General features: G+C 48.2%; 18 protein-coding genes and 1 pseudogene. 7 read left to right on the top strand and 12 right to left on the bottom strand.

Features of this window, described 5'->3' with window-relative positions; genetic code table 11:
* Positions 1–7: 7 nt before the first annotated feature.
* Positions 8–1,171: a glycoside hydrolase family 88 protein gene (locus NE473_RS10820; protein WP_055649679.1), complete on the bottom strand. Its 1,164-nt coding sequence runs from the start codon at positions 1,169–1,171 to the stop codon at positions 8–10.
* Between the two features lie 284 nt (positions 1,172–1,455).
* On the opposite strand from NE473_RS10820, the gene NE473_RS10815 reads away from it, so the two are divergent.
* Positions 1,456–2,685, top strand: coding sequence for a winged helix DNA-binding domain-containing protein (locus NE473_RS10815; protein WP_055649678.1), 1,230 nt, complete (start codon positions 1,456–1,458; stop codon positions 2,683–2,685).
* Positions 2,686–2,709: 24 nt separating this feature from the next.
* Positions 2,710–3,099: pseudogene (locus NE473_RS10810) on the top strand (Fic family protein); the annotation flags it as partial.
* Between the two features lie 197 nt (positions 3,100–3,296).
* Here NE473_RS10810 and NE473_RS10805 read toward each other — a convergent pair.
* Entirely contained in the window at positions 3,297–4,736 is a 1,440-nt protein-coding gene (locus NE473_RS10805) for a glycoside hydrolase family 28 protein (RefSeq protein ID WP_055649677.1), read from the bottom strand.
* 240 nt (positions 4,737–4,976) lie between these two features.
* Here NE473_RS10805 and NE473_RS10800 point away from each other — a divergent pair, with 240 nt between their 5' ends.
* Positions 4,977–6,077, top strand: coding sequence for an alpha/beta hydrolase family protein (locus tag NE473_RS10800; protein ID WP_055649676.1), 1,101 nt, complete (start codon positions 4,977–4,979; stop codon positions 6,075–6,077).
* Positions 6,078–6,162: 85 nt separating this feature from the next.
* Here the strand turns inward: NE473_RS10800 and NE473_RS10795 are convergent, their stop codons facing one another.
* From NE473_RS10795 to NE473_RS10785, 3 genes are all read right to left on the bottom strand, one after another.
* A complete protein-coding gene (locus NE473_RS10795; protein WP_242866092.1) occupies positions 6,163–7,725 on the bottom strand; it encodes an extracellular solute-binding protein in 1,563 nt (520 codons plus the stop codon).
* Positions 7,726–7,817: 92 nt separating this feature from the next.
* Positions 7,818–8,705 (bottom strand): carbohydrate ABC transporter permease, encoded by an 888-nt coding sequence (locus NE473_RS10790; RefSeq protein WP_022033132.1) that lies wholly within the window; start codon positions 8,703–8,705, stop codon positions 7,818–7,820.
* 108 nt (positions 8,706–8,813) lie between these two features.
* On the bottom strand, positions 8,814–9,740 hold the full coding sequence (locus tag NE473_RS10785; protein WP_055649674.1) for an ABC transporter permease: 927 nt from the start codon (positions 9,738–9,740) through the stop codon (positions 8,814–8,816).
* 289 nt (positions 9,741–10,029) lie between these two features.
* Here NE473_RS10785 and NE473_RS10780 point away from each other — a divergent pair, with 289 nt between their 5' ends.
* From NE473_RS10780 to NE473_RS10770, 3 genes are all read left to right on the top strand, one after another.
* Positions 10,030–12,273: a helix-turn-helix transcriptional regulator gene (locus tag NE473_RS10780; RefSeq protein WP_081034832.1), complete on the top strand. Its 2,244-nt coding sequence runs from the start codon at positions 10,030–10,032 to the stop codon at positions 12,271–12,273.
* Positions 12,274–12,691: 418 nt separating this feature from the next.
* Positions 12,692–13,360: a TetR/AcrR family transcriptional regulator gene (locus NE473_RS10775; protein ID WP_055649672.1), complete on the top strand. Its 669-nt coding sequence runs from the start codon at positions 12,692–12,694 to the stop codon at positions 13,358–13,360.
* Positions 13,361–13,417: 57 nt separating this feature from the next.
* Positions 13,418–15,181, top strand: a complete 1,764-nt coding sequence (locus NE473_RS10770; RefSeq protein WP_055649671.1) for a methyl-accepting chemotaxis protein — start codon at positions 13,418–13,420, stop codon at positions 15,179–15,181.
* 260 nt (positions 15,182–15,441) lie between these two features.
* Here NE473_RS10770 and NE473_RS10765 read toward each other — a convergent pair whose 3' ends face one another.
* The 5 genes from NE473_RS10765 to NE473_RS10745 all read right to left on the bottom strand — a co-directional run bounded on the left by NE473_RS10765 (position 15,442) and on the right by NE473_RS10745 (position 22,264).
* Entirely contained in the window at positions 15,442–16,968 is a 1,527-nt protein-coding gene (locus NE473_RS10765; RefSeq protein ID WP_055649670.1) for a response regulator, read from the bottom strand.
* Positions 16,965–18,800, bottom strand: coding sequence for a sensor histidine kinase (locus tag NE473_RS10760; protein WP_242866091.1), 1,836 nt, complete (start codon positions 18,798–18,800; stop codon positions 16,965–16,967). The genes NE473_RS10765 and NE473_RS10760 overlap by 4 nt, the downstream gene beginning before the upstream one ends.
* 227 nt (positions 18,801–19,027) lie before the next feature.
* Positions 19,028–19,882: a carbohydrate ABC transporter permease gene (locus NE473_RS10755; RefSeq protein WP_006771375.1), complete on the bottom strand. Its 855-nt coding sequence runs from the start codon at positions 19,880–19,882 to the stop codon at positions 19,028–19,030.
* Positions 19,882–20,769, bottom strand: a complete 888-nt coding sequence (locus NE473_RS10750) for a carbohydrate ABC transporter permease (RefSeq protein WP_022033127.1) — start codon at positions 20,767–20,769, stop codon at positions 19,882–19,884. The genes NE473_RS10755 and NE473_RS10750 overlap by 1 nt, the downstream gene beginning before the upstream one ends.
* 97 nt (positions 20,770–20,866) lie before the next feature.
* Positions 20,867–22,264, bottom strand: a complete 1,398-nt coding sequence (locus tag NE473_RS10745) for an ABC transporter substrate-binding protein (protein WP_055649668.1) — start codon at positions 22,262–22,264, stop codon at positions 20,867–20,869.
* Between the two features lie 223 nt (positions 22,265–22,487).
* Between NE473_RS10745 and NE473_RS10740 the strand changes: the two genes are divergently transcribed.
* Positions 22,488–23,498: a serine hydrolase domain-containing protein gene (locus NE473_RS10740; RefSeq protein WP_155560836.1), complete on the top strand. Its 1,011-nt coding sequence runs from the start codon at positions 22,488–22,490 to the stop codon at positions 23,496–23,498.
* Here the strand turns inward: NE473_RS10740 and clpA are convergent.
* Complete coding sequence (gene clpA, locus NE473_RS10735; RefSeq protein ID WP_055649666.1) at positions 23,495–25,783, bottom strand: ATP-dependent Clp protease ATP-binding subunit ClpA; 2,289 nt, start codon at positions 25,781–25,783, stop codon at positions 23,495–23,497. The two genes, NE473_RS10740 and clpA, sit on opposite strands and share 4 nt — an antisense overlap.
* On the bottom strand, positions 25,780–26,076 hold the full coding sequence (locus NE473_RS10730; RefSeq protein ID WP_022033124.1) for an ATP-dependent Clp protease adaptor ClpS: 297 nt from the start codon (positions 26,074–26,076) through the stop codon (positions 25,780–25,782). Before NE473_RS10730 ends, clpA begins: the two co-directional genes overlap by 4 nt.
* Positions 26,077–26,118 lie beyond the last annotated feature (42 nt).

Genomic DNA, 26,118 nt, shown 5'->3' with positions numbered 1-26,118 from the left:
TCTCCTGTTACCACAGAAATACGTCCTGCCCCTTTAGTTTAAGCATTGCCTCTATAAAGAAATAATCTCCGTAAATAATAGGCATTTCATGATCCTTTTCATTATGATAGGAACCGGTGCATTTGGTCAGGAAGCAGTCACTGTCCATGCTGAAATCACAGTGTTCCCGGCATAATGCATGCAGAAGCTTAAGGGCGGCCCTCTCGTACAGCTCTTTTTCTAAGTCTCCCACTTCTTTTGCAATCTCCAGCAGGCCGCAGGCCGCGATCGCAGCGGCCGTATCGTCATACCACAAAGGCGTTGCCGGCTGCCTGAAATCCACCGGAATCAGGGCGTCTTCGGGTATATTGGCGATAAAATAATGGGCAATCCGTTTCGCGGTATCTAAGTATTCCTGCTTTCCGGTATGGCGGTAGCTCATGAGGAAGCCGTACAATCCCCACGTCTGTCCTCTCGTCCAGGAAGATCCCTGGCCATATCCCTGGCCGCCGTAATCCCGCACCATTTCCCCTGTAAACGGATCGAATTCCACAATGTGGCGTACCGAGCCATCCGGTCTCACAAACGTTTCCATAACCGTATCTGCGTGCATTTTGGCTATCTGCTCAAACCTTGGATCCTTCGTTTCTTCACTGGCCCAGTACAGCAGCGGAATATTAAATAAGCAGTCAATAATCGCCCATCCCCTCGTATCATCCTGGCTGCCCGGAATGTCATTCCAGGCACGGATAAATTTCCCCACCGGATTGAAACGGCCTGCCAGGAGATTTGCAGCATGCAGCCCCCGTCTCCTCGAATCCGGGTTTCCTGTCAGACGGTAATCCGCCACTGCGCTCGGCAGGAACATGAAGCCGACGTCATGATGCAGCCCGTAATAATCGCTGAAGCACCGGTCCAGCTTCTCCTCCGAAAGCCGGGCGATTTTTGCATACTTCTCATCTCCCGCCGCATGGTACATCTGCCAGAGCATGCCCGCCCAGAATCCGTTGCACCACCAGTTTATTCCGTCATCCGCCGAAAAGGTCTGATCTTCCCTGCTTCTGTCATCATGAACACCATTTATGGCCGTGTAGGGAATCTTGTTCCTTGACCGCTCACTGACCAGATCCATCTTTTTCATCATTTTTTCTACCGCCTCATCAATCCAGGCGTTATCCTGCAGACTTATCATACTATTCTCTCCTGTTCTCATCCTGTTTTGCGGCTCCGGCCCAAAACCTCCGCCGGGAGTTCACCGCTTTTGTGTAACATTGGGTTCATCATTAAAATAGCAGAAGGAAGAGGAAAATGAAACTGCATTTTTTAACGATTGAGTACACTTTTTATACATTTTTTCCTTCATTCTTCACTGGTTACAGCTCACTGGCAGGCTCTAATGACGACTTTTGTCCTCCTATTGCGTTTTCTATCCTCCTAAAGTAAAATAAGGATATAGGAAGGAAAGGAAAAACCGCCATGACAGAACCAAGTATTGAACAGATCAGAATTTTCAGGCTCCGCTCCCATCATCTGGATGCTGTGTACCCGAAATCGGAGGCAGACAGGCTGGCCGGCGCGTGCGGTATGCAGAATACGCCGCCCGGAGCATGGGAAACCGCCCTCTTTAACCGGGCGCCGGACTGTACCTTATCGGATATGGAACACCTGCTGTATGAACAGAAAACACTCCTGCAGGCATGGAGCTACCGGGGCACGCCGGTCGTGTTTCCGGTTACGGAGAGCGGCACTTTTCTGTCTGCGCTCATACCGGCTGAACCGGAGCCATGGATTTACACGCAGGGAATTGCTCTGGCCCTCGATTTCCTGGAGATGGATTTTGACAGTCTGCTCGAGATGCTGAAACAGGTAATTCCGCAGCTGGACGATCACGTCATTGTCAGCAAGAGTTCCCTCGATCAGACTCTGGCCGGGTGGATGACGCCTCTGATTCCCGTCCAAAAACGGGAGCTGTGGAATCAGCCCTCCATGTACGGCAGCCCCGATGTCCAGACCGTCGGCGGAGCCGTTGTCTCCTTTCTTCTTCGGCCGTGTGCGTTTTGCGGACTCGTCGTATTCGGTAAACGGGACGGGATCAGCCCGACGTTTACCTCATTTAAAAACTGGACAGGCAGCCCTCTCCCCCCGGATCGTGATGCCCAAAAAAAGCTGGTCCGAAAATACTTACATTGCTATGGACCAGCGACCGCCGATATGTTTGCAGGCTGGCTGGGCTGCTCCGGCAAACAGGGGCGGCGTATTTGGAACACCATTTCAGAAGAAATGGAGCCTGTCACAGTCTTCGGAAAAAAGGCATTTATCCTGTCAGAGGACAGGGAACGCCTCTTTGCTCCGGCCTCTTTTACCGGGAATCACCCGGGAGATTTGCAGAGGGATCTCCTGCTGCTCGGAGGGCACGATCCTTACCTGGACCAGCGTGACCGCGCGGTCCTCCAACCCGATAAAGCGCTTCAGAAGCAGATCTGGAAGCTGGTGACCAATCCGGGGGCGGTTGTATACCGCGGAGAGGTGATCGGAATCTGGACAACAAAAAAGAAGGCCAAAGGAATGGATATCAAGATAACCCTGTGGACCGATGCCGCCGGGAAAGCACCGCTTCAGAATCTCGCCGAGAAATATGCGGCGTTCCGGCAGCAGGCGCTGATAAACCTGGAAATCGATCAACAAGCACACGAATCAAACAGTTAACGAATGATACGACCATACCAGGAAACCGTAGTGACACGCTTTATTCCACTGGCTCCATATGAAACAGAACCAGCGATTGAGGCCATCTGTGAAAGCTATTGCCAGACATTGGCCATGGAAGTTATTGACCCTCTCATTCTGATTCCCACTTTTATCTGCGACTTTCTTTGTATCCACCCATTTAATGATGGCAATGGCAGAATGAGCCGGCTGCTCACCTTGCTGCTCTTCTGCCAGAATGGCTATGAAGTGGGCAAGTACATCAGTGTTGAAAAGAAGATTAAGGAAACCAGGGATGCCTATTATGGTGTTCTGGAACGAGTTGATGCAGGATGGCACGAGGAACAGAATGACCCCACGCCGTTTATCAAGTATATGCTTCAGGTGCTTCTTGCCTGCCACACCGAATTTGAAGCTTTTATGTGCGGAAGGACGCTATGGAATCATAGTGTTTCGTCCAATTACGGAGTTTTCGTCCAAATGGAGCAATAAAATAGACGATAATTGAATAAATATGGATGGAAGACTTTTTCTTTCACCTGGTATATAGCCAGTCAGTTGACCAAATTTCAGCCGGCCGGCTATTTTTGTATTCAAAACCAGAGCCAGGCTTAATCCAAATCATAAATTTCTTCCTTCAGACATTTACATCCTTCCACCAGATACTTCGGCCGTTCATCCTCGTGCACCGTGGAAACCATCACCTGCGCCAGAATGAGATTCTTCACATTCCGAATATCCAGATGGGTGGTCCGGCTCCAGTCCGGATAATAGTTTTCACTCACTGCAGCTTCTGTTTTTCCTGTATCCGGCTTTTTCTCCGCCGTATAGTCAGTTTTATTCTCTGTCCTCTGGCCCGTACTATGATCCGTATCATTCTTCGCCATATAGTCCGGTACTTCCGGATATCCCTCCGGGATATCAGCCAGCCGCACTCCTCCGATCGCCGTATAGTCGATATTCTGGAACACCAGATTTTCAATCGGATGATCCTTATTCGCATCCACCCGGATTCCTCCAAATTCCGGTCTCCCCATAACATCGTCCTGGAAACGGTAATGAATCTTTTCCATTTCTTCGTCATCCCTTGCAATCAGCCCGGAAATGGTTACCCGCTTAAGTGTTCCGATTTCCGGCATTTCCTTCAGTTCCACAGAGGAACCTATTTCCTCCATTCGGTTGTTCAGCAGGATGAAGACAGGTCTGCTCACATTGTGCATGGTATTTCCCTGAATGCAGATATCCGAGATATTTCCGCCCTCGGTGCACTCGATCTTAATCCCCTCCCGCCATACATTCTGGAAGGTACAGCCGGAGACCGTCACATTTCTGATATCCCCGATGGATTTGAGGCCGATCCTGATTCCCGCACAGATGGAGGTAAAATGGCAGTCCGAAATATGGACGTTTTCCACGGGGTACTCCCTGCTGCCCGCCTGAAGGCAGAGATTGTCATCCGTACCGGATATCCTGCACCGTGCCACAAAGACATTTCTGCATCCGTCGAAATCGAGGCCGTCTCCATTGTATCTCTTGTCGTTGCAGATCTCCAAATCTTCCACCCAGATGTTTTCACTGTCCAGAAATGCGGTTGTCCATGCCGCGGCCTGATGGAGCTTTATCCCCTTCAGCTTCACATTGCGGCATCTTAAGAAACGAATCATCATGGGGCGGTAAATACTTCCTTCATTCGGAAAACATTCCGCATTTCCGTCGATAGTCCCCTCCCCCATGATTCCGAAATTCTCCGCCTCCTCCGCGTAGATAAAACAGCGGTCCATGTCATGCTCATTGACATAGCGGTTGTAATGAGTGTCCGTCCCATACGCGGCAATGGAACCGCTTGCTGTCAGCTTTGCCGACGCCGTCACAATCAAATAGACGCCCGACTTCATATACAATGTGCCAGAGACGAATTCTCCTTTTTCCAGAAGAACGCATCCGCCGCTCTCCCGGCTGCACCGGTCAATTGCCGCCTGAATCGCTTCCGTGTCCAGACTCTTTCCGTCTCCCGCCGCGCCAAAATCTTTTACTGAATAAAATGTTTCCATATCATCTCTCCTTTGACTGTCTTCTCTCTTTTTACTGTCAATATAAACCCTATCCTGAAAATTTGAGTGCCGCTTTTTTTAGGTTTCCATGCACATTTTTCAGGAGTCTTCCTGTTTCTTTCTGTTACAAAAACTAATCCTGGCAGCCATCCCCTGTTTTTATACTTTCATCCTCCCCAATCTTCTTTTATAATGAAACTGGCAGTACGAACATCATTTTTATGAAAGCGGGGTATCATTATGACTTACTCTTACAAACATTTTTTTCGGCAGTTCTATGAATCCGCCCCTCCCAAATACGCCTGCACCGCGCCGGATGCCCCTTCCTTTTTAATCTGGAAGGCCAAATCCAGAGACCGTCTCCGGGAATTGCTGGGTCTTTCACGTCTGGAACAGTTTGTCGCCGATTCTGCTCCGTACAGCAGGGAACCGGAGCTTTTAAGCACCTTCCAGGAGGACGGATATACCCGGTATAAACTGAGCATCCAGACGCTTCCGGAGGTTTTCATGCCTTTTTACATGCTGGTACCAGACGGACTTTCGAATTCCCGTCCTCACAAGGCCATGATCGCCATTCCTGCCCACGGCGCCAGCAAGGAAAGTGTGGCCGGCGTTTTCACCTCTCCCGGAGTAAGGGAAAAACTGGAGGCTGCTCCCAAAGAGAGTTACGGCCTTCAGCTGGTCAAAAAGGGCTATACTGTATTCTGTCCGGATCCGCCGGGATATGGGGAGCGCTTAGAGCCGGTCTCCATGGAGGATCGTGCCTTCCTCGGTGATGCCCCGCCGAATCCTCTTGGCTCTTCCTGTAAAAATCTGACCATGACCGCGGAAGCCCTGGGACTTACCTTTGCCGGTCTCGTCCTGTGGGATCTGATGAGGCTCGTCGATTATATAGAAACACTTCCCACGATTGATTCAGAGAGTCTGGGCTGCTGTGGTTTTTCCGGGGGCGGTCTCTATACCATGTGGCTTGCCGCCATGGACGACCGAATCCGCCTTGCAGTGATCAGCGGTTACTTACACAGCGCAAAAGAAAGTATACTGGAAACCCATTTATGTCCCTGCAATTTCGTTCCCGGACTGTGGCGTGATTTTGACCTGTGTGACATCGCCTCTCTCATCGCTCCCCGGCCCGCGTTCTATGAAAATGGTCTTCGGGATGTGCTGAACGGACCAAAAGGTATTGATGATCCCGTCAGCCAGTTCCAGAAAATCCAGAGAATCTACTCCCTGTTCGGCAAAGCCGGCCATGTGCGCCACCGCACTTTCGACGGACCGCATATGTGGTATGGACTGGGATATGATTTCACAGACGAATGCCTTTCTTCTTCTCTGCAGTAAAATGGCGGAAGCGTTAAACCGGACAATCACTGATCGTCCCCGTTTCGCTTCCGCCTTTTATCTGTGTTTCCGTTTTGCCCGCGGCTTACTTCCCAATCATCTTATCTGCTTCCGCCTGCATGAATTCCAGGATCTTATCGAGTCCTGCTGCCTTCTGGCTTTCGATATACTTATTGATGGCCGCATCCACATCATTGTTTTCCACAATGCCTGCCAGGAGCAGCTTGCCCTGCTCGTCGTACAACTGGTCTCTCTGTGCCAGCTCTGTCTTGATGCTGCTGGTGTCAGGGTTAAATCCTGTCAGCGGAGATACGACAAGGCTGTCCTTTTCAAGCCATTCATTTTCCATCTCCAGCGCCTTTGGTGTGATCAATCCTGACGGCTTATCAAACTGGCCTCTGACAAACGGCCAGCAGAACCATCCGAGGAATGTAGAATTTGTCGCCTCCTGTCCTTCCGGATACTGGATGGAGCCGTCTTCGCCTTTTACGTATGTTTCACCTTCAATTCCATACATGAATAAATCATATGCAGCCTCATCCGTGTTTAACAGTTCCAGGAGCATCAGAAGACGTTCCGGATTAGCCGCATTCTTGTTGACTGCAAATGCGTTGTTTAACGGAGAATCATAGCGGTACTTTCCGTCCGTATAAAGTTCCGCATACCCTAATTCTGCATTCGGAATGTTAAATACAACTCCCTGCGTGGCAGTCTCATGAAGCCCTACCTTTGCAAATGTCTTGCCGTTCTCAAACATCTTCGTATCGGTCTCAGAAAGTTCATTTTTGGATACGATGCCTTCGTTATACCACTTATTCATCCAGGTGACTGCCTCTTTAAACATTGGCGTCTCCTCCACAGCCTCCAGCACCGGCTTTTCGCTGTTTAAATCAAATGTCAGAGTGTGGTAATTCATGTTGTCCATTTCATATTTTGCATGGAGAATCGCCAGCACATCGCTGTATGTATTGCCTCTCGGAAACCCCGATTCGAATATAGTGATATCCGGAACCTTTGCCTTGGCATCTGTCAGCATGGCGTCCAGATCCTCGATCGTCTCAAGTTTGGAGGTATCGACTCCGTACTGATCCGCCAGGTCCTTCCGATAAAGAAGGATGGCTTTGGAGCTCTTCTTTTTCGTCCACGGCATAGCCACCAGCTGGCCGTCGATGCTGCATGCGGTCATGGAACCATTTTCCTGATACGTCGCATAGAGTGACGGCGCATACTGCTGCATGAAATCATTTAACGGCATCAGACCGCCCTTGTTGGACATCTTATTATAGAGCATCCAGTCAGAAACATACATTCCGTCGAAATCATCTCCGCCTGCAACCAGGGATATCATCTTATCCTCGTAATCGCCAAACGGTACGTAATTGAACTCTATCTTCTCAATATTCAATTTGTCTTTATACGTTTCACAGAATTTTGCCAGCACCTCATCCTGTGCCTGATACTTATCGCTGCAGGACCACAGCTTCAGTGTCACCGGTTTTAACTCCGCAGAAGCGTCTCCCGCCTCTGTCTTTGCTGCGGTGCTTCCCTGTGTCTCCTGTGTTTTGGAACCACATCCCGCAAGTCCCGTCATGCACAGCGCAGCGGCCAGTGCAATCGATAATGCCTTTGTACCTGTTCTTTTTTTCATTGTACCTCTCTCCTTTTGATTATTATATATTTTTTTGTTGCGCATTGCAAAAACATCTGTATCATTTTGCGGTGATGCTCCTGACGGAGGCATCACCCTTTAACAGCCCCTACCATAATACCTTTTACAAAGTACTTCTGTACAAACGGATAGACCAGAATAATGGGACCGATCGTAGCGATACAGGTCGCCATCTTGATTCCCTCCGACGGAATACTCCCCGCCGCCTGTGTAATCGCGTTGACATTGGAGGAAGAACTCAAAAACTGGATATTGGAGGTAATCGTCCGGAGGAGCAGCTGCAGCGGCTGTAAATCCGTATTGTCGATCAGCATGATCCCCAGCCACCAGTCATTCCAATAGTTCAGACTGATAAATAAGCTGATTGTGGCGATAACCGGTTTCGCCAGCGGCAGAATGATCTGGAAGAAAATCCGGTATTCTGACGCTCCGTCGATTTTCGCAGACTCCACCAGCTCAGCAGGAATGCTCCGATAGTAGTTTCTTGTCAGGAAAATATACCAGGCGTTGGCCAGATACGGCAGAATCAGGGCCCATACGGAATCTTTCAAGTGAAGCATATTCCGGCAGACGATAAACCACGGTACCATTCCTCCGTTAAACAGCATGGTAAACAGTACAAAGAAATTAAGAGCCCTGTGATACTTCACGCGATCCTGTGAGATGGGGTATGCCGCCAGTGTAATCACCGCAACACTTAAAACCGTTCCCACCACAGTGACAAAAATTGAAATCTTATATCCATTTAATATTCTTCCCGCGTCCGCCAGTAGGATTTTATATGCCGTAAAATCGATCCGCCTCGGAATCAGGGAATACCCGTATGATATGATATCGGCCTCCGGCGTCAGAGAGCTGACCAGCACCAGCCAGAACGGCACGATACAGATGAGTGCGCTGACCGCCAGCAGGATACTGATGGGAAAATTTTTCCATGACAGCTTTTTTCCTTGTTTCATTATTTTTCCTCCCTTGATATGAGCATTTAGCGCCTGTCTTTTAGGCGCTTACCTGCGATGCATGTCATCTCCACTTGGCGAGGTTTTCCACAAACCTGGCGGAGTGGATCAAAACAACGCTCCGTCAGGATTGTGTTTTCTCGCCAGACGGTTCATAAAAAGCAGGATTGCCGTGGACAGCACCGATTGGTAAAGACCAGCGGCCGATGACATTCCCACGTCTCCGTTAAGCCTTAAATTACGGTAGATAAACGTATCCAGCACATCTGTAGTAGAATAGAGCTGTGCGTTATTTCCGATCATGGAATAAAACATTCCAAAATCTGCATTCATAATCTTACCGCAGTTCAGCAGAAGAAGGGTAATCGCTGTCGGTGCCAGAAGCGGCAGGCTGATACTCTTAATCTGCTGCCATCTCGACGCCCCGTCAATCTTCGCCGCTTCGTAGTAGGTCGTATCAATCCCCCCCAGCGCCGCTATGTACATGATCATGCCGTACCCCGTCATCTTCCATACCCGGAACACCACCAGTATCACGATCCACATCTTCGGATTCTCATACCAGTTAATTGCCTCCATCCCGAATACCTTCAGCAGTGTGTTCAGACTTCCATGCTCGTAATTGAATAAGTTGTAGGAAAACAGCCCTACCACGATCCAGGAAATGAAATAGGGAAGAAAGATCCCAAACTGTACGGCAGATTTAAATTTCTTCATCCTCAGTTCATTAAACATCAGTGCAAATCCCAGTTCAAATACCAGTCCAAATACAATAAACAGCAGATTTAACATGATCGTATTCCATGTGGCCCTTGTCGCCGATCCCGACGAAAACAGATATTCAAAATTTTTCGTCAACGGTGAAATCCAGGGGCTTCCGAATATTCCGTCCGCAAAGTTAAAATCCTTAAACGCCGTTACCATACCAAACATCGGCAGATAATTAAACAGGATTAAAACTGCGGCGGTCGGAAGAAACATGCTGTACAGAGCCCTGTTCTTATAAAGTTCTTTAAAAAATCCCTTTCCTTTCATATCACTTTTTTACTCCTTTCCTGCTCCCTGCATGATTTCACTATACGCTCCCAGGCATGCCTCCGTAAACTGCGAATACTCCGTAACAGCTTTAAAAAGCGGGGTTTTCAGACTTTAAAATCTAACACTTTACTCTCATTTCCAGGGATCCGCCCTCATGGCGATTGATTCTAAGGCCGCTTTTCGCTATACTGAATACAGAGTCCGGTAATCCGGACTCCCGCGTCTAAAAAACACTCTTGGGAAATGGTATGCTCAGAGAACTATTACGATTGGGGTAAAAAGAGATATGATGAAGAAATTGATTGGTGGCCAGAATTATTTCAGAAAGATGCTCAGCACGTGCCTGCTGGTCATCTCCGTCACAATTTTCATCCTGACGGTATTTTTTTATCAGAGATACGCGGATTCTCTCTCTAAAAATCTGTACGACGGTCAGGAAATGAATCTGGAAAAGAGCGCCCGCACCATGAACGATCTGGTCAGTGAGATCTCACAGCTCTACAACACGGTCATCCTGGATTCCAGAGTCGTCGGTTTCAGCTCACTGAAGGAATTCGATCCGGCGGAGAATTACGCTACGTATCTGATTGTAAAAAAATTCTACAACATCAATCCATACGTAAACTCCCTTTATATTTACAACGCCATGGCAGACGACGCCATAACCTGCGGCTCCTACCGTTTCGACCTCGATTACTGCTGGGAGTATTTAAAAGAGGCAAAGAAGGCTTCCATCTTCCCTTCCCCTCTGACTGGAACACCGGAGGAGGTCCTGACCTTCGCCTATCCGGTCTATGCGGATAATTTTGATGAGCTGAGCGGAGGCATCTTTATCAATCTGGATATGGAAAAGCTGTCGGAACACGTGCTGGGAACCGGCTCCCAGGCAGGTATGGTTCTGGGGGATAATGGTATGGTTCTGCTCTCCGACTTGACGGAAGATTTTACCTCAGATCCGGAAGCCTGCGAGGCGTTTCTCGCCTGGCCCGGTCTGACAGAGGGCGAATCCGCCAGCAGCTTAAGAACCTTTCACGGAGACGATTATTTATGCGCCTTTTACAAGGATCCCGCCCGGAATTTTACCTTTTTAAGCGGTGTCCCGTACAGTGAAATCGTCGGCCCCATGAAGGCTCAGAGAAACTTGTCTCTGGCCGTGGCGGCCGCGATCTTCCTGACCGCCATTCTGCTGCAGTATATCATTACCAAACGGCTCTACCGGCCTTTGGAGGCAATTACCGAAGAGTTCCGGGATTCCAAGTACGCCGGCGGCTCGGACATGGATGAATTCACCCTGATCCGCCACGTCTATGAAAATGCCATCGATGAAATCAGGGAGCTGGAGGAGGAACATGCATTCTATCAGCCCCGCATGAAATCGGACTTAATCCGCGGTCTGGTTCTGGGGAACCGCGATATCGCACAGACGAAGGAGCTTCTGGAAAAGAACGGCTGGGAGATTCCCTTTGAAGGGATGTTTTTGGCCTGCTTTTTCATAGAGAACAGTGACAGCAGCGATGTTCTGGCTCCCATTGTACAGACCAGGATCAGCCAGCATCTTCACGAAACCTTAAGCCCCCTCTTCTACACAGAATGCGTTCCCGTCGCCTCTGACCAGGTCATCTGTCTGATTAATACCATAGAAGACATTCCCATCACCTTCGATGAACTGGTACGGCTTCTGGAGGCGGCTAAGGACGAACTTCTTACAGACAACCATCTGGTTTTAACTATCAGTCTCGATGGCGTAACCAGTGGAATAGAGGATTTAAACCGTGTGTACCGGCGCGTATTGGAGCTTAAGAATTACCGTTTCGTGCTGGGTACCAATCAGATTATCTATCCGGGGCGCGTGATGGAACTGATGCCGGAATACATGACGTATCCCGATAAGCTGGCCGATGAGATTCTTGCCTGCATGCTGCACGGAAAACAGGAGGAATTCACGGAAAATGTTCAGGAGTTTCTTTCTATTTTAAAGCAGTATTCTTATCAGCCTGCCTCCCTGCTGTTTAACCGGCTGTACTTAGACCTCCTGTTCCAGATGCAGAAATTAAACGCCCCCGGCAAGGACTCCTATTTGTCTGCCGAGACGCTTCACACTCCCGCCACTCTGACCGAAGGAGCCGGCGTCCTCTTAACCATCTTTGAATGGTATCAGGAACGGAAGGCCGCAGCCGAACAGTTAAAGGACAACAAGCATTTTGAACGGATTGAGGAAAGCAGAAAGTACATTGAAGCGCACTATAATGATTACAATTTAAGCGCGGGAATGGTAGCCGAGTACTTAGGCTATTCCACCAATTACTTTTCCAGAATTTTTAAGTCCATCACCGGCTTTTATATCAACGACTACATACGCCAGATCCGCATCGTTAAGGCTCAGGAGCTTCTGATGAACAGCGATATGACCATCACCACCATCGCAGAGGCAACCGGATTCTCCAATCCGAACTACTTTTATTCCATATTCAAAAAAGAGACCGGACTGACGCCGGCCGCGTATAGGAATGCGGGGCAGAGGATAGTCTGATGGTTTCCTTCGGAAATAACCGCAGGAGGACATGCAATAGGAATACACTTGAAGTGTTGACATTAGTGCTGGTGATCTTTATCTTTGCCGTGCTTACTTACATCGATAATCGTCAGAAATGAAACCAGCTATCCTCTGCCCGGAGGATAGCTGGTAACCATAAGTCTCCTTTCAAAAATATCTTCTATTATTCCTTCCGAATCAATCTCACTAAAAAATATTTATTATTGTTAAAAATCCTTATTATATGTCAAATTTTGTCGATACAGCAATTAAGGGCTTTATAGATTAAATTCAAATGGGAGTTTGACTTTCATATAAGCATGCAGCTGATATTTTTCATTACCAGAGTGAAAGGCAAAGTCCTCTTATTTTTTATTTTTATGGCAGTTGGACTATCAATTAAGGAGGTGAAATCATGCGAATTACGGAAGAGACAATGCAAAAACGCAGAGAATTGATTATATACAATGCCTTTCAAATGTTCAGCGAACGCGGGATTGAGAAAGTCAAAATCATTGAAATCGCCAGAAAATCCGAAGTAAGTGATAATACTGTTTACCGATATTTTGAAAATAAGGAAAATCTTGTGCGTGAAGCGTTTATCATGCTATGGAGCAATATAATGGACGGCGTAGAAAAAAACGTGGAAAATACCCCAAACTATTCAGAATTATCAGGTTTTGAACAAATAAAGTCATGGATTGAGGGATTCCGTCATCTCTATATGTTTGATAAAGCATTTGTGCTTTTTTCCTATGAAGCAAAGCTGTATCTGCTGCGTCATAAGGTGAAACTGGATAAGTACCAGCAGGATATCCTTATGCGCAGCATACGGGGACCGTGTCTGGCTGCGCTGGAAAAAGGGAAAAGAGATGGTTCTGTTCCGGCACTGGCAGACAGCGAGGATTTATTCTATGCCATTTGGGGTACAATCCGCGGATTTGTAGCTAAAATAGTTATATATGATGGTCTGTATGGCGAGGACAGCCCATGGGAGAAACATTATCAAACTGTAGAAGATGGTGTTTTGAGTGCATTGAGCAATGGGTGGACAATATCAGGAGATTTGCAAAAATCGGTTTAAAATGCATTTCCTCCCTGTTATAAAAAAATGTTAGAGAATCAGGAGAACGTATCTAAGATGAAGAATTTAAAAATTGGCAGAAAATTGTTTGTAACATTTTTTATTATTGTAGCAATGTTCCTGGCTACGGTATTTGTTGCTATATCAGGTTTAAATTACAGCGATGAACGGTTCAGTGATTTTTATGAATACAGCTATCCGGTTTCAACAACAACACTGGATATCCGCAGAGGCCTTCAAACCTCCGTTAAAGCATTGGGATTGAGCATGCTGACAGAAAATCCTGCGGATGTTGACCGTTATATTACAGAAGTAGATGAACAGATGAAAACTGTCGAGAATAATTTCAATTATTTAATACAGACTTATCGCGGAGATACCAGCCGGCTTCAGGAGGCGCTCTCCAAACTGTCAGATGCAAAGAAGTACCGTATAGAAATCGAGGAATTATCGGCTGCCAACAAAAATAAAGAAGCAACCGCACTCTTTTTCGACCAGTACAATCCCACAATCCTGGAGGTCAGAGAACTGCTGACTGCCATGGATGAAAGCACCAAAGAACTCGCAAAAGATACTTACATGATTGCTCATAAATCCCAGACTATAGTAAAATTACTGGCCGTCGCCGTCAGCGCCATTGCCCTGTTTATTACATTTATTCTGTCAATAAGGTTATCCGTCAGTCTGAAAAAACCGATTGCAGAGATTGAGAAAGCTGCAATCAGCATGGCAAAAGGCTACCTGGATGTCGAAGTCTCCTATGAGTCAAAAGACGAGTTAGGCATCCTGGCTGAAAACATGCGGAGGATGATCACCACACTAAAGACTATTATCAATGATTTGGATTATCTGATGAGCAAAATGGCGGATGGTGATTTTGCAATAAAAACAAAAACAGAGGAAAGTTATATCGGTAATTTTGAAAATCTGCTCCTGTCTATTCGCAGAATGAACCGTAAACTGACTGACGCGCTGAGTCAGATCAATGCGTCAGCGGATCAGGTAAATATCGGCTCCGATCAGGTTTCCGCCACTTCTCAGACGCTCAGCGACGGCGCCTCTGAACAGGCTTCCGCCATTGAAGAACTGGCAACCACCATAAATGAAATCTCCCATCATGTAGACATGACTGCACAGAATGCAGCAGAAGCCAATGCCCAGACAGAGAAAGCAGGAAACGAAGTAAATGACTGCAACACACAGATGCAGGAACTGATATCTGCAATGAATGATATCAGCCAGCGCTCCAGTGAAACCAGTAAAATCATTAAAACCATTGAAGATATTGCTTTCCAGACTAATATTCTGGCTCTCAATGCTGCAGTGGAGGCCGCAAGAGCCGGCGAAGCCGGAAAAGGATTTGCCGTCGTAGCCGATGAAGTCCGTAATCTGGCCAGTAAATCGGCGGAAGCATCAAAGAATACGGCAGTTTTGATTGAAGGTACGGTTACTGCGGTAGAAAAAGGCACGAAGCTGGTCAATGGTACGGCGGAATCATTACAGCGGGTTGTAGAAAGCGCTCAGCAGGTAGGCGGAATTGTCGATAAAATAGCAGAAGCCGCCAGCCAGCAGACTGCTTCTGTCAGTCAGGTAACACTGGGAGTCAACCAGATCGCCAATGTGGTACAGACCAATTCCGCTACTGCCGAGGAGAGTGCCGCCGCCAGCCAGGAACTTTCCGGTCAGGCAGCGTTATTAAGAGAGCTCGTAGCGCAGTTCCGGTTAAAGCAGCCTGACCATACAACAGCTCCAGTACCGTCAGAAATACAATCTGCCTCCCCGGCCTGTTTGGCGGCAGTTGTTGAATCAGATAAATATTAAACGAAAGAGGGGCTGCAAAAAAACTCCCCTAAAAGAAATAATCAGACTTTACTTAAAATAGCAGATAGAAAACTGAAGAATCGCCAGGACCAGCAATTTGCTGGAACTGGCGATTCTATATTAAGGACTTCTTTTACAGCCCCCTTGCTTGACTGCTTCCTGTACTCATTTGGCACGCTCCTTACCTTTCAAACATACGCCTGTGATAATTCCCGTCACTGTATCCCTTCGAACGTTTCCGGACCGCGCCGCTCCGCGTTTCAACCGTCTTTCACCCGTTTCCGGTAATTAGAAGGCGTCTCTCCATATATTCTGGAAAACAGTTCCGAAAAAGACCTGCTGTCCCTAAACCCCACATCCGCCGCTATTTCCGCAGTTTTTTTATCGGTGGATACCAGCAGATCAATCGCATGCTTCATCCTTACCTTATTCAAATAATCCTTAAAGTTCTCACCGGAATTTTTCTTAAAAAAGCTGCTGAAATAGTAAGGATTCATATGTATTTCTCCGGCCAGCACCTCCAGCGTCAGGTTCTCGCTGTAATGCTTCTCTATATACTCCCTGGCATGGATAATGTCCTTTTTTTCACTGCTCACAACCGCTCTTTTTATCCGGTCCTTATACTCCTTAAAGTATCCTTCAAACAGATCCGTGAGGCTCTCATAAGACTCGCTCTGTCTTGCCTGCTCCAGGATATCCTTGAACGCCACAGGCATTCCGTCAATTCCCATGGTTTCAAACCGTTCCTCTATAATACGAATCGTACTTCCATAGTGGAAACAGGCGTCATCTCTTCGCCCCTCCGAGATTAAGCACACCAGACGGCGGAAACGGACGGCCGCTTCCCCAAACGCCTTTTCGTCCTGGGCTACCATCCCTTCGATCAGCTGTTTTCTCACCTCCCGGATCTCCTCCAGCGCAGCGGGCTTCTTAAACACCGGTTCTCCCACGCGCAGAACCGGCACCTGAAGCTGACTGCTGAAATAGAAATATCCCAGCATGGAAAGGCACTCTTCATACGCCTTCGGAATTTCTCCCATAGAGTCGGCAGAATTACCCACGATAAATCCAAGGCGGCAGTGGAGCTGTGCCTGAGCCTCCTCCATGATGGAACAGAGGACCATTCCCGTCACCTCCTGCTCCGGATTCTTAAACACCATGACAATATGGCCATTCTTTAAGAATACAATCCCCATCTGCCGCTGTTCCAGATACTGCTCCAGAAAACTCACGACCGAAAACTGAATCAGCCTGCGCTCCTGCTTTCCGGTCTGTTCCCCGTATAGAATTTCCGTCAGAACCGGAAGATATCTGCACTCCTCCATCTCCACCAGCTTATCATACGCTGCTGCCGTCCCCACTTCCTCACGATCCTCCAGGCTCTCCCCACCGCTGCCTTCGCCATCCGGTTCCTGTTTCAGCACGGTAATGCATTTCTCCAGCGTCTCCACCAGTTCTTCCCGAATCACCGGCTTCAGCAGATAATTCACAGCGCCGTATGTCAAAGCGTCCTTTGCATACTGGAAATCCTGAAATCCGCTGACAAATATCACCTTTGTCTCAATTCCCAGTGCCTTCAGTTCTTTCAGGATTTCAATCCCCGTCTTTTTCGGCATATAGATATCGAGAAGCGCAATATCCGGTTTCTCCGTGAGAATTCCGTCAAAGGCGGCCTTCCCGTCTTCGTATTCCCCCACAATCTCAATTCCAAGGCGGCTAAAGTCCACAAGCTTCTGAATTCCCTTTATGATCACGGGCTCATCGTCCGCCAGAATCATTTTTATCATTCCGTTTCTCCCCCTTCCAGCCATGGCATAACAATCCGAACCATGGTTCCGACTCCAGGTGTGCTGGTGATTTCTATTCCATATGCCTCTCCATACAGATACCGGATACGGTCATGCACATTTTTCAGGCCAATGCTCTGCCAGTTGTGCTCATTTTTGATACCCGGCTCACTTCCCTCCAGAAGCAGCTTCAGCTGCTCCAGTTCCCCGGTACTCATACCGACGCCATTGTCCATAACCGAGATTTCCATACGGTTTTCCACATGATCCGCCTCAATCATCACGTGACCGGACCCAGCCTTCGGTTTCATTCCATGGACATACGCATTCTCCACAATCGGCTGAAGTATCAGCTTGGGAACGCGTCGTTCGCTGAGCCCGTTTAAATCTGCAGTAAAATGAACCTTTCCCTTGATCCGGCAGTTTAACAGATATACATACTGCCGTGTTATCTCCACCTCTTTTTCCAGCGGCACCATGTCCTGCATAGGGCCTATCATATAATGAATCTGGCTGGACAGTGCCTCTATCATCTCCGAAACCACGGTATCATCCTTGTCCAGTGCCGTCATCCGTATAATTTCCAGCGTATTGTATAAAAAATGAGGATAAATCTGAGATTTCAATGCCGTCATCTCTGCTTCCGCCTGTTTCATATGTGCAACGTAAGACTGATTGATATAGCTCTCCAGCTCCTTCGACATCTGGTTAAATCTCCTGGACAGCACCCCGATCTCATCGCCGGAGGTTACAGGCAGACGAACCTGGAAATTACCTGTCTCAATCTCCGACATCTGTTCCATCATATTACGTATCGGCTTTGTCAGGCGCCTGGAAAACCACACGGAACCACACAGCAGCGCAGCCAGAGAGGCGCCGATAAATACGTACATCATTTTCTGCATACGCCTGATTTTTTCGTAGGCCGTGGCCGTTTTCATTGTAATAATAACCCTGAGTCCGCTGGCGTTATAGTCGGTATCCACGACGAACTCCTCCTTCGTCTCCTCGAACCGGATGCCCTCCTCATCCAGATTTCTGCCGATCACAGACTTATCACTGCTGTAATAACAGTTATTATCCCTGTCGCAGACATAGACCTGGTCCTTCGCGTTTAAATTCAGGTTTTTAAATACTGCCTCCATGCGTTCTAAATCCACATCGATAAACAGTGTTCCCACATACTTATAATTTCCCACAGTCCCCGTTAAATCAAAGTAATTCCTGGCCAGGGTAAAGACCCAGGAATCCTGCATACGGAAATAATCATTTTTATGTGTCAGAATCAGCATCAGATTCTTACTGCTCTTATCCAGCCTGTCAAGCCCCATCCTGGCGTCAAACACCGCCTCCTCCTCAGACGGTATATTCCGCCGCGACCGGTGAAAGGCCAGCTTTTCCCCCCGAAGACCGTTCCCGACAAAATGTGCTCCGGAAATATAACTGTCCACCGCCTGGACATTCCCCAGGAACACCATCATACTTTTATACCGGTTCGCCTCCATAGTTTCCGGTTCTTCTCCAATTCCATAGATAATCTGTCTCAGATTATCATACGACATATAATTAAACTGAAACTCCCCCTCACTGGAATAATTATAATAATAAGGCATCTTCGACACCCCGTTATAGTTCTCCATCATATCGTCCAGCGACTCACTCACATAAGATGCCGCCTGAACGTAATTACTCCTCAGCGAATTGCCATACTCTTTAAACATCCGGTTTACGATCACCGTCGAAAGAAAAAGCATGGGAATTAACCCCAGTAGAATAATAACCAGGCAGAATTTCTGATATAAACTCAAATTCCTTTTCCAACGCTTCTTCATACCTGTCTCCTCCCATTCTCCCCAAAAACTTTTATCTATTATACCACACCTCCCTTTTTTCCTCAATTTCCGCCGCTGTCTTCCGCCTTTATCTCCTCCCACCGCCAGTACACAAACCTAATGCCTGCATAAAAGCCCGGGAACGGCAGGAGCAGAAGAATTCAGCATCTTCCGCTCCTGCCGTCCCCGGGCTCTCCGCAGGCGTTGGGGCGTACCCCCTTGTCACCCTATCCCTTCGCTGCTCCCGCCGTAATTCCTTTCACGAAATACTTCTGCAGCAGTACGAATATGATGAGTGCCGGAACGATGGAGCAGACGGTTCCTGCAAACACGATATCCCATCTGGCTGTATACTGGCCTACAAAGGAATACACCTCGACGGTAATTGTCTTTGCCCGGTCGGAAGGAAGAACGAGATACGGCATCAGGAAGTCATTCCAGATACCCAGACCGTTTAACACCACCATAGAAGCCGTACACGGTCCAAGAAGCGGAAACGTCACTCTCCAGAAAGTCTGAAACGGGTTGCAGCCGTCGATCTGAGCGGCTTCCTCAATCTCCAGCGGAACGCCATTTAAAAAGCTGCAGTACAGCAGGGAACCGAAGGCCACCGATCCGGATATGTAACAGGCGACAGGGCCTGCCAGGTTCCCGAACAGTCCGAACATCTTCATTTCCTTAAACAGCGGAAACATATAAAGATGAAAGGGAATCATCATGCCCGCCAGGAAATACGTGTAGATGAGTCTCGTCGTCCTGGTTTTTCTCCGCTCCATGGCATAGGCCGCCATGGGAACGATAAAAACGATCAGAACCTCCGACACCAGCGTCAGCACAATGCTGTGAAAAATAGCCGTCACAAAATCCGACTGTGCAAATAAATCCTGAAAGTTTTTTAAATACAGCGATGCAGGCAGTGACATGGGATTTTTGAGAATGTCACCATTGCTTTTAAATGCAGAGATTATTGCAAAAAACACGGGTGCCAGAAACAAGACTGCCAAAAAGACAGTCACTGCAAACAGGAGGCCGCTGCCCGGGCGGATTCTTCGTTTGCTGGCTTTCATTCCTGCTGTTTTCATTATAGCTGCACCTCCCTGCGTTTTAAGATACTCTGCTGAACCGCATTAAGAATCAGAATAATAAACAGAAGCACGATGCCAACTGCCGTTCCAAATCCCTGTCTGCCCTCGTTGAAGCCTACCTTATAGAGCAGGTATACGATCGTCTCTGTCGTAAATCCGGGACCGCCGTCCGTCATAACAGAAATCTGATCAAACACCTTCAGTCCATTGATTAAGGAAAGCGTTAAATTGATGGTAAACGCTCCGGATATCAGAGGCAGCGTAATCGCCTTAAACCGTTGAATTGGCGACGCTCCGTCAATGGCCGCCGCTTCTACCACATCCGTAGGAACGCTCTGGAGCGAAGCCAGATAAATAATCATGTAATAACCGGCGCCCTTCCAGATCAGCACCACACCTACCATGATAAGAGCCAGCTTCGGATTTCCCAGCCAGTCCTGACAGGCCTCTCCCATACCGATGGAGCGGAAAATGGAATTGATTGCTCCAAAATTATAGTTGTACATAATTTTCCAGATAAACCCTGATACGATACCGCTAATCAGTACCGGGACGTAAAAAGCGCTCCGGAAGAAATTCTTCCCCCATTTTACGTTATCCACAATTAAGGCAAGAATCAGTGCCATGCTGTTTTCCAGAATCGATATGAATGCGGTCAGTATCACCGTATTCCTGAGAGCATTTCCAAAGCGGGCGCTGGTGAATATTTCTTTATAATTTGCCAGCCCTACAAACTTGACGACCGGATTTAAGCCATCCCATGAGGTAAAACTGTAATAGACGCTGGCGATCGTTGGAACGATGATAAACAACGTAAAAAACAGGAACGCCGGCGCGATAAATCCCATTGTAACGAAATCAAATCTGACTTTTTTCTTTCCCATCCTCTGTTCCCATCTCCTTTCCCTTTCTTTTTTAAGGGGCTGTCAGGGAACCGGTCAGGCTCCGTAACAACCCCATTTGCACATCTGTTCTATTGCCTTACTTTGCGTCGGTTACCGGATTAAAGCTCTGCATGGCAACCTGCCATGTCTTGTTCATCTCCTCACAGGCAGACGGAATGTCTCTCTGGCCCTGGATCACTTCGATCACTGTCTTGTATGTAAAGTTTCTGAAATCCGGAGGAAGCTCATTCTCTCCTACACGTCCGTTCCACATTACGCTTAAATCATCCGCAGTGTTCGTCGCTTCAATTACTTCCATCATGACAGGGTCAGCCGCTAAGTCCGGAGTCTCCACGGTTGATGGAATTGCGTTCAGCTTGTCGCAGTAAACCTTATAGTTTTCCGGCGTATAGAAGAAGCGGATAAATTCCTCTGCTGCTGCCTTCTTGTTGGGATCCTTTGCGGATTCAGCGGAGATCGCAAGGCCTCCTGCACCGCCGCCGCCAACGAGACGGGTTTTGCCATCCGGACTCGGAACTGCAAACCATCCCACTTCAAAATTCGGATCTGCGTCTTTAATCTGAGAGAACATATGGGTGCCTGAATACATCATGGCCGCCATATCGCTTACCAGGAATGTGGTAATCTGGGCATCAGGTGTAGATACCCAGCCATCCTGGGCATACTGAAAGATAGTTTTCATCTCTTCAAAGGTCGCCACGATTGCCGGATCCGAGAAGTCCTTGGTTCCCTCGTAACAATGCTTGATAAAATCTGTATCCTGACTCATAACCTGGTCATTGTACGCCTTATAGAACCAGAAGCCCACATGCCAGATATCCTGGCCGCCCACTACTAATGGAGCCATGTCTCCCTTATCCTTAATCTTCTGGCAAAGCTCGATAAACTCATCATACGTCTTCGGCTCCGCAAACCCATTTTCGTCAAAATACTTCTTATTATAAATAATTCCATTGGTATTTTCACCGCCTAATGGCGCCGTATACGTCTTGCCGTCAAACGGAATCGTCGTCTTAAACATGGAAACGATATCATCCGGCAGCGGTTCCAGCATCCCGGCACGCACGTATATCGGCGTATCTCTCATCTCCATCACATCCGGGAACTCACCAACGCTCTCCTTTGTCTTTAAAAATTCACTGTATGCGCCACCATTACCCGGCTGAATCTTTACCGTAATATCCGGATAAGCCTCGTTAAAACGGTTAACGATCTCATTCATGGATGCCTTGGCTCCCTCATCTCCATCGGCGAAGATGAAAGTCAGTTCCGTCGGCTCTGTCACGATGGAAGCTTCGGTTCCTGCAGCTGCCTCCGTCTTTTCTGCTTCGTTTTTTGCCGCCTCTGTCTTTGCCTCAGTTCCCGCGGCAGACGTCTGTGACGTACTTCCCGCAGTATCCTTAGAGCCGCATCCGGCCAGCAGCGTTCCCGCCATGGCCACACATAATACAGAAGCCAGTAATCTCTTTTTCATGTTGTTTTCCTCCTTAACGCCAATGTTTTCTGTGTTTTTCTTTCTGTCATAACTATATCAGGAAATGCGTTTTTGAAAAACTGTGTTTTTTAAGGTATTCATGCAATTTTTAAAGATAGTTGACCAAATATCATAGACAGCAGGAACAGATAACGATACAATAAGACATCATAAGACCAGGATAACAGAAGATCATACATTCTTTGGAAAGGATACCTTTGATATGAACTTAGAAGCTCTCATAGACGCCGGTTTCAGAGGCTGTATTCAAATCGCCGTACACGGCAGAACCGTTTTCGAAAAGGCTTGCGGATATGCTGATCTGCCAAACCGGATTCCTAATGACAGCAGCACAAAATTTGCAACTGCCTCTGCCGGCAAAGTATTTGTAGCAGCCGGCATTTTACAGCTGATCGAAAAGGGAAAACTGAATTTTAATGATACGATCGGTGATATGCTCGATTTTGACTTAAAAGCCATTGACCGCAATATTACCATAAAGGAGCTGCTGACGCATACCTCAGGAATACCGGACTACTTCGACGAAAGCGTTATGGAAGACTATGAGGACTTGTGGAGAGATTTCCCCAATTATAAAATACGTTCGAACAGAGATTTACTTCCGCTGTTTCTTGAGAAACCCATGATGTATCCGCATGGAAGCCGCTTTCAGTACAACAATACCGGATTTGTCGTGCTTGCCATAATTATGGAATCCATCACGGGAGCTGTGTTCGATGAATGGCTGGAGGATCACATATTTGCCCCCTGCGGCATGACCTCCACCGGATACTATGAGCTGGACCGTCTTCCTGCAAAATGCGCATCGAACTATATCTGCAGCGCCCAGGATCAGACGTACCGCACCAACATCTTCAGCGTCGATGCCAAAGGCACAGGGGCCGGCGGAGCCTTTACCACAGTCGGCGATATCAGACGATTCTGGGATCATCTCATGTCAGGCAGACTTCTCTCACCGGAAATGACCGCAGACATGATAAGGAATCACAGCGGCGGCGCGCAGTGCTACGGATACGGTGTCTGGCTCAAAAAACAAAACGGAGTCTACTCCCCCTATATTCAGGGAAGCGACCCCGGAGTCAGTTTTATCTCTTCTTACAGGAAAGAGAATGAAACTGTCATCACTCTGGTCAGCAATTACGGAGATAACGTCTGGCAGCTTCACAAAATGCTGGCGGCAGAATTAGAGAACAGGGGACAGAATTCTGACTAAATCAGAATTCTGATCCTTTCCCCATCGTAATCCACCTGGCAGCTTCCGCCTTTCTTCAGGCGCCCAAACAGCATCTCATCCACCAGAAGCGGCTTGATCTCCTGTCCGATGATCCGTTTAATCTCTCTGGCTCCATACTCACGGCTTACGCCTTTCTTCGCCAGATACTTCCGGCCTGCCTTCCCGATCGTCAGTACTACGTTCTTCTCTGCTGCTTTCCGAGCCAGACTGCGGAATTCCTTCTCCACAATCCGGTCTGCCATGGCCGCATCCAGAGGGCGGAAAATAATAACACGGTCGAGGCGGTTTCTGAATTCCGGTCGGAACACCCGCTTCACTTCATCGGTAATCCCTTCCTCATTCAGCTGACGCCCCCCAAATCCGATGGAGGAGCGGTCGGCTTTTTCAGCCCCCGCATTCGAGGTCATGATCAAAATCACGTTGCGGAAATCAGCTTTCCTGCCCTGGTTGTCGGTCAGCGTCGCATAATCCATGATCTGAAGCAGAATATTATAAATATCCGGATGCGCCTTCTCGATCTCATCAAGCAGGAGCACGCAGTGGGGATTCTTTCTGATTGCTTCCGTCAAGAGTCCGCCCTCCTCGTATCCCACGTATCCGGCCGGTGAACCGATCAGCTTCGCTACGGTATGTTTTTCTGCGTATTCACTCATGTCAAACCGCACGAGCCGGATTCCCAGCACCTTTGCGGCAGACTTTGCAAGCTCTGTCTTTCCAACGCCGGTGGGACCGACAAACAGAAGGCTGCTCACCGGTTTGTTCTCTTCATTCAACCCCGCTTTCGCCAGTTTAATCGCATTGGTCAGCTGATCCACCGCCTCGTCCTGGCCGAATACCCGGCCTTTCAGCTCCCGCTCCAGCCTTGCCAGCTTCTGCCGTTCCTCCGTCTCCACTGTCTGCTTCGGAATCCTGCAGATCTTCGCCAGCACCTCTTCCACCAGTTTTTTATCCACAACCTGAACCTTTTTATTCTTCGGATGCAGCTCTAAGTAAGCCCCTGCCTCATCGATTAAATCGATGGCTTTATCCGGAAGGTACCGCTCATTGATATACTGGTTGGAAAGAACTGCCGCATGTTCCATCGTTCCCTTCTGATAGCGGACATGGTGAAATTTTTCATAATACGGCTTTAAGCCATTTAAAATCTCCACCGTCTCTTCCACGGTCGGTTCTTTAATGTCAATATTCTGGAACCGTCTCACCAGGCTCTTATCCTTTGAAAAATACTTCTTGTACTCCTCATAGGTCGTTGCACCGATAAACTTAAGCGTTCCATCAGTTAAATACGGCTTCAGCAGATTGGAGGCATCCATGGAACCGCCGTTTACTGCGCCTGCCCCTACCAGATTATGGATCTCGTCGATATAGAGGATGGGGTTCTCCTCCTCCTTCAGCTCCTCCATCACAGCCTTCAGCCGTTTCTCAAAGTCTCCCCGGAACTGCGTTCCCGCCACCATAGAGCCCAGATCGATTCCGTAGATTCTGGCATTTTTCAGCTTCTCCGGCACCCGCCCTTCATTAATTCTGGCCGCCAGCCCGTAGGTGATGGCCGTTTTTCCCACACCTGGTTCTCCGATGTGGAGCGGATTGTTCTTTTGACGCCGGCATAAGACCTGCATGGTACGCTCCAGCTCCGCTTCACGGCCGATCAGAGGACAGCTTATTTTCACTTCCTCATTGATACAGACGGCATACTTCATCAGGAGGCGTTCCCGCTCCATTCCTTCTTCTGATTCCGCATCTCCTGCTTCCGTTTTGCCTGTTTCCGTTTTTCCCGATTCCCCTCCGGATCCATCTGCCGCACGCTTTCCCCTTCTGTCTCCCGTTCTCATTTCCATATCACGGCTTCCCGTTCCCAGCTCCACTAAGAGATCCACACATTCCACACCCTGAAGCTGAACGAAATACGCACCGTAACTCTCTTCCAGTTCCATCATGCTGTACAGCAGATGAGGAAGTTCCATGATATCGCGGTCCGAAGAAACCGCCTTCCTCGCCGCCTCTTCTATGGCCTGGCTCAATCCGTAGCTGACCAGTATTCCGCCTGCGTCTTTCTCCACAGTGTCCATCTGCCCCAGATACTCTTCCAGCCGTGATTTTAACTTTTTCACATCACCGCCGCAGCTTTGAAACGCGGCCCGGAAGACAGGCCGGTCCGTGAGCACGTACCATACGTGTTCCGGTGTCACATACTCATTCCCTCTCCGGCCCGCATTTAAAACTGCATCATTCAGCAGCTCCTCCACTTCTTTTGCTATCTTCAACTTTCCACCTCCACCCGGAACGGATATCCCTGCTCTCTTGCAATCTTTACCGCCCTGGCCGCCTTCGTCATGGCAATGTCATAGGAATAGACGCCAACCACCGCTCTTTGTCCCTTATGAACCGTCATCATAATAGCCACCGCTTCCTCATAATTCTTGCGGAACACATCGATCAGAATTTCCACCACCACATCCATGGGTGTAAAATCATCGTTGTACATGACCACTTTATACTGTTTCGGCTGTTTCAGCCTGATTTCTGTTTTCTCTGATAATCCCGTATTCGCCGGCATACTGTATCTTCCCTCCTGATCAGGATCGCTAAACTTCATTTT

It is taken from the genome of Hungatella sp. SL.1.14 (assembly GCF_024460495.1).
GTDB lineage: Bacteria > Bacillota > Clostridia > Lachnospirales > Lachnospiraceae > Hungatella > Hungatella hathewayi.
The sequence above is the reverse complement of the archived record's forward strand: the minus strand, read 5'-3'. Positions and strand labels throughout refer to the sequence as shown.

Coding starts and splice junctions, on each gene's coding strand:
- NE473_RS10740 (WP_155560836.1), top strand. CDS start 22,488: ATGAACTTAGAAGCTCTCATAGACGCCGGTTTCAGAGGCTGTATTCAA.
- NE473_RS10760 (WP_242866091.1), bottom strand. CDS start 18,800: ATGAAGAAGCGTTGGAAAAGGAATTTGAGTTTATATCAGAAATTCTGC.
- NE473_RS10750 (WP_022033127.1), bottom strand. CDS start 20,769: ATGGGAAAGAAAAAAGTCAGATTTGATTTCGTTACAATGGGATTTATC.
- NE473_RS10790 (WP_022033132.1), bottom strand. CDS start 8,705: ATGAAACAAGGAAAAAAGCTGTCATGGAAAAATTTTCCCATCAGTATC.
- NE473_RS10745 (WP_055649668.1), bottom strand. CDS start 22,264: ATGAAAAAGAGATTACTGGCTTCTGTATTATGTGTGGCCATGGCGGGA.
- NE473_RS10795 (WP_242866092.1), bottom strand. CDS start 7,725: ATGAAAAAAAGAACAGGTACAAAGGCATTATCGATTGCACTGGCCGCT.
- NE473_RS10730 (WP_022033124.1), bottom strand. CDS start 26,076: ATGCCGGCGAATACGGGATTATCAGAGAAAACAGAAATCAGGCTGAAA.
- NE473_RS10820 (WP_055649679.1), bottom strand. CDS start 1,171: ATGATAAGTCTGCAGGATAACGCCTGGATTGATGAGGCGGTAGAAAAA.
- NE473_RS10805 (WP_055649677.1), bottom strand. CDS start 4,736: ATGGAAACATTTTATTCAGTAAAAGATTTTGGCGCGGCGGGAGACGGA.
- NE473_RS10815 (WP_055649678.1), top strand. CDS start 1,456: ATGACAGAACCAAGTATTGAACAGATCAGAATTTTCAGGCTCCGCTCC.
- NE473_RS10765 (WP_055649670.1), bottom strand. CDS start 16,968: ATGATAAAAATGATTCTGGCGGACGATGAGCCCGTGATCATAAAGGGA.
- NE473_RS10780 (WP_081034832.1), top strand. CDS start 10,030: ATGATGAAGAAATTGATTGGTGGCCAGAATTATTTCAGAAAGATGCTC.
- NE473_RS10755 (WP_006771375.1), bottom strand. CDS start 19,882: ATGAAAACAGCAGGAATGAAAGCCAGCAAACGAAGAATCCGCCCGGGC.
- NE473_RS10800 (WP_055649676.1), top strand. CDS start 4,977: ATGACTTACTCTTACAAACATTTTTTTCGGCAGTTCTATGAATCCGCC.
- NE473_RS10770 (WP_055649671.1), top strand. CDS start 13,418: ATGAAGAATTTAAAAATTGGCAGAAAATTGTTTGTAACATTTTTTATT.
- NE473_RS10785 (WP_055649674.1), bottom strand. CDS start 9,740: ATGAAAGGAAAGGGATTTTTTAAAGAACTTTATAAGAACAGGGCTCTG.
- NE473_RS10775 (WP_055649672.1), top strand. CDS start 12,692: ATGCGAATTACGGAAGAGACAATGCAAAAACGCAGAGAATTGATTATA.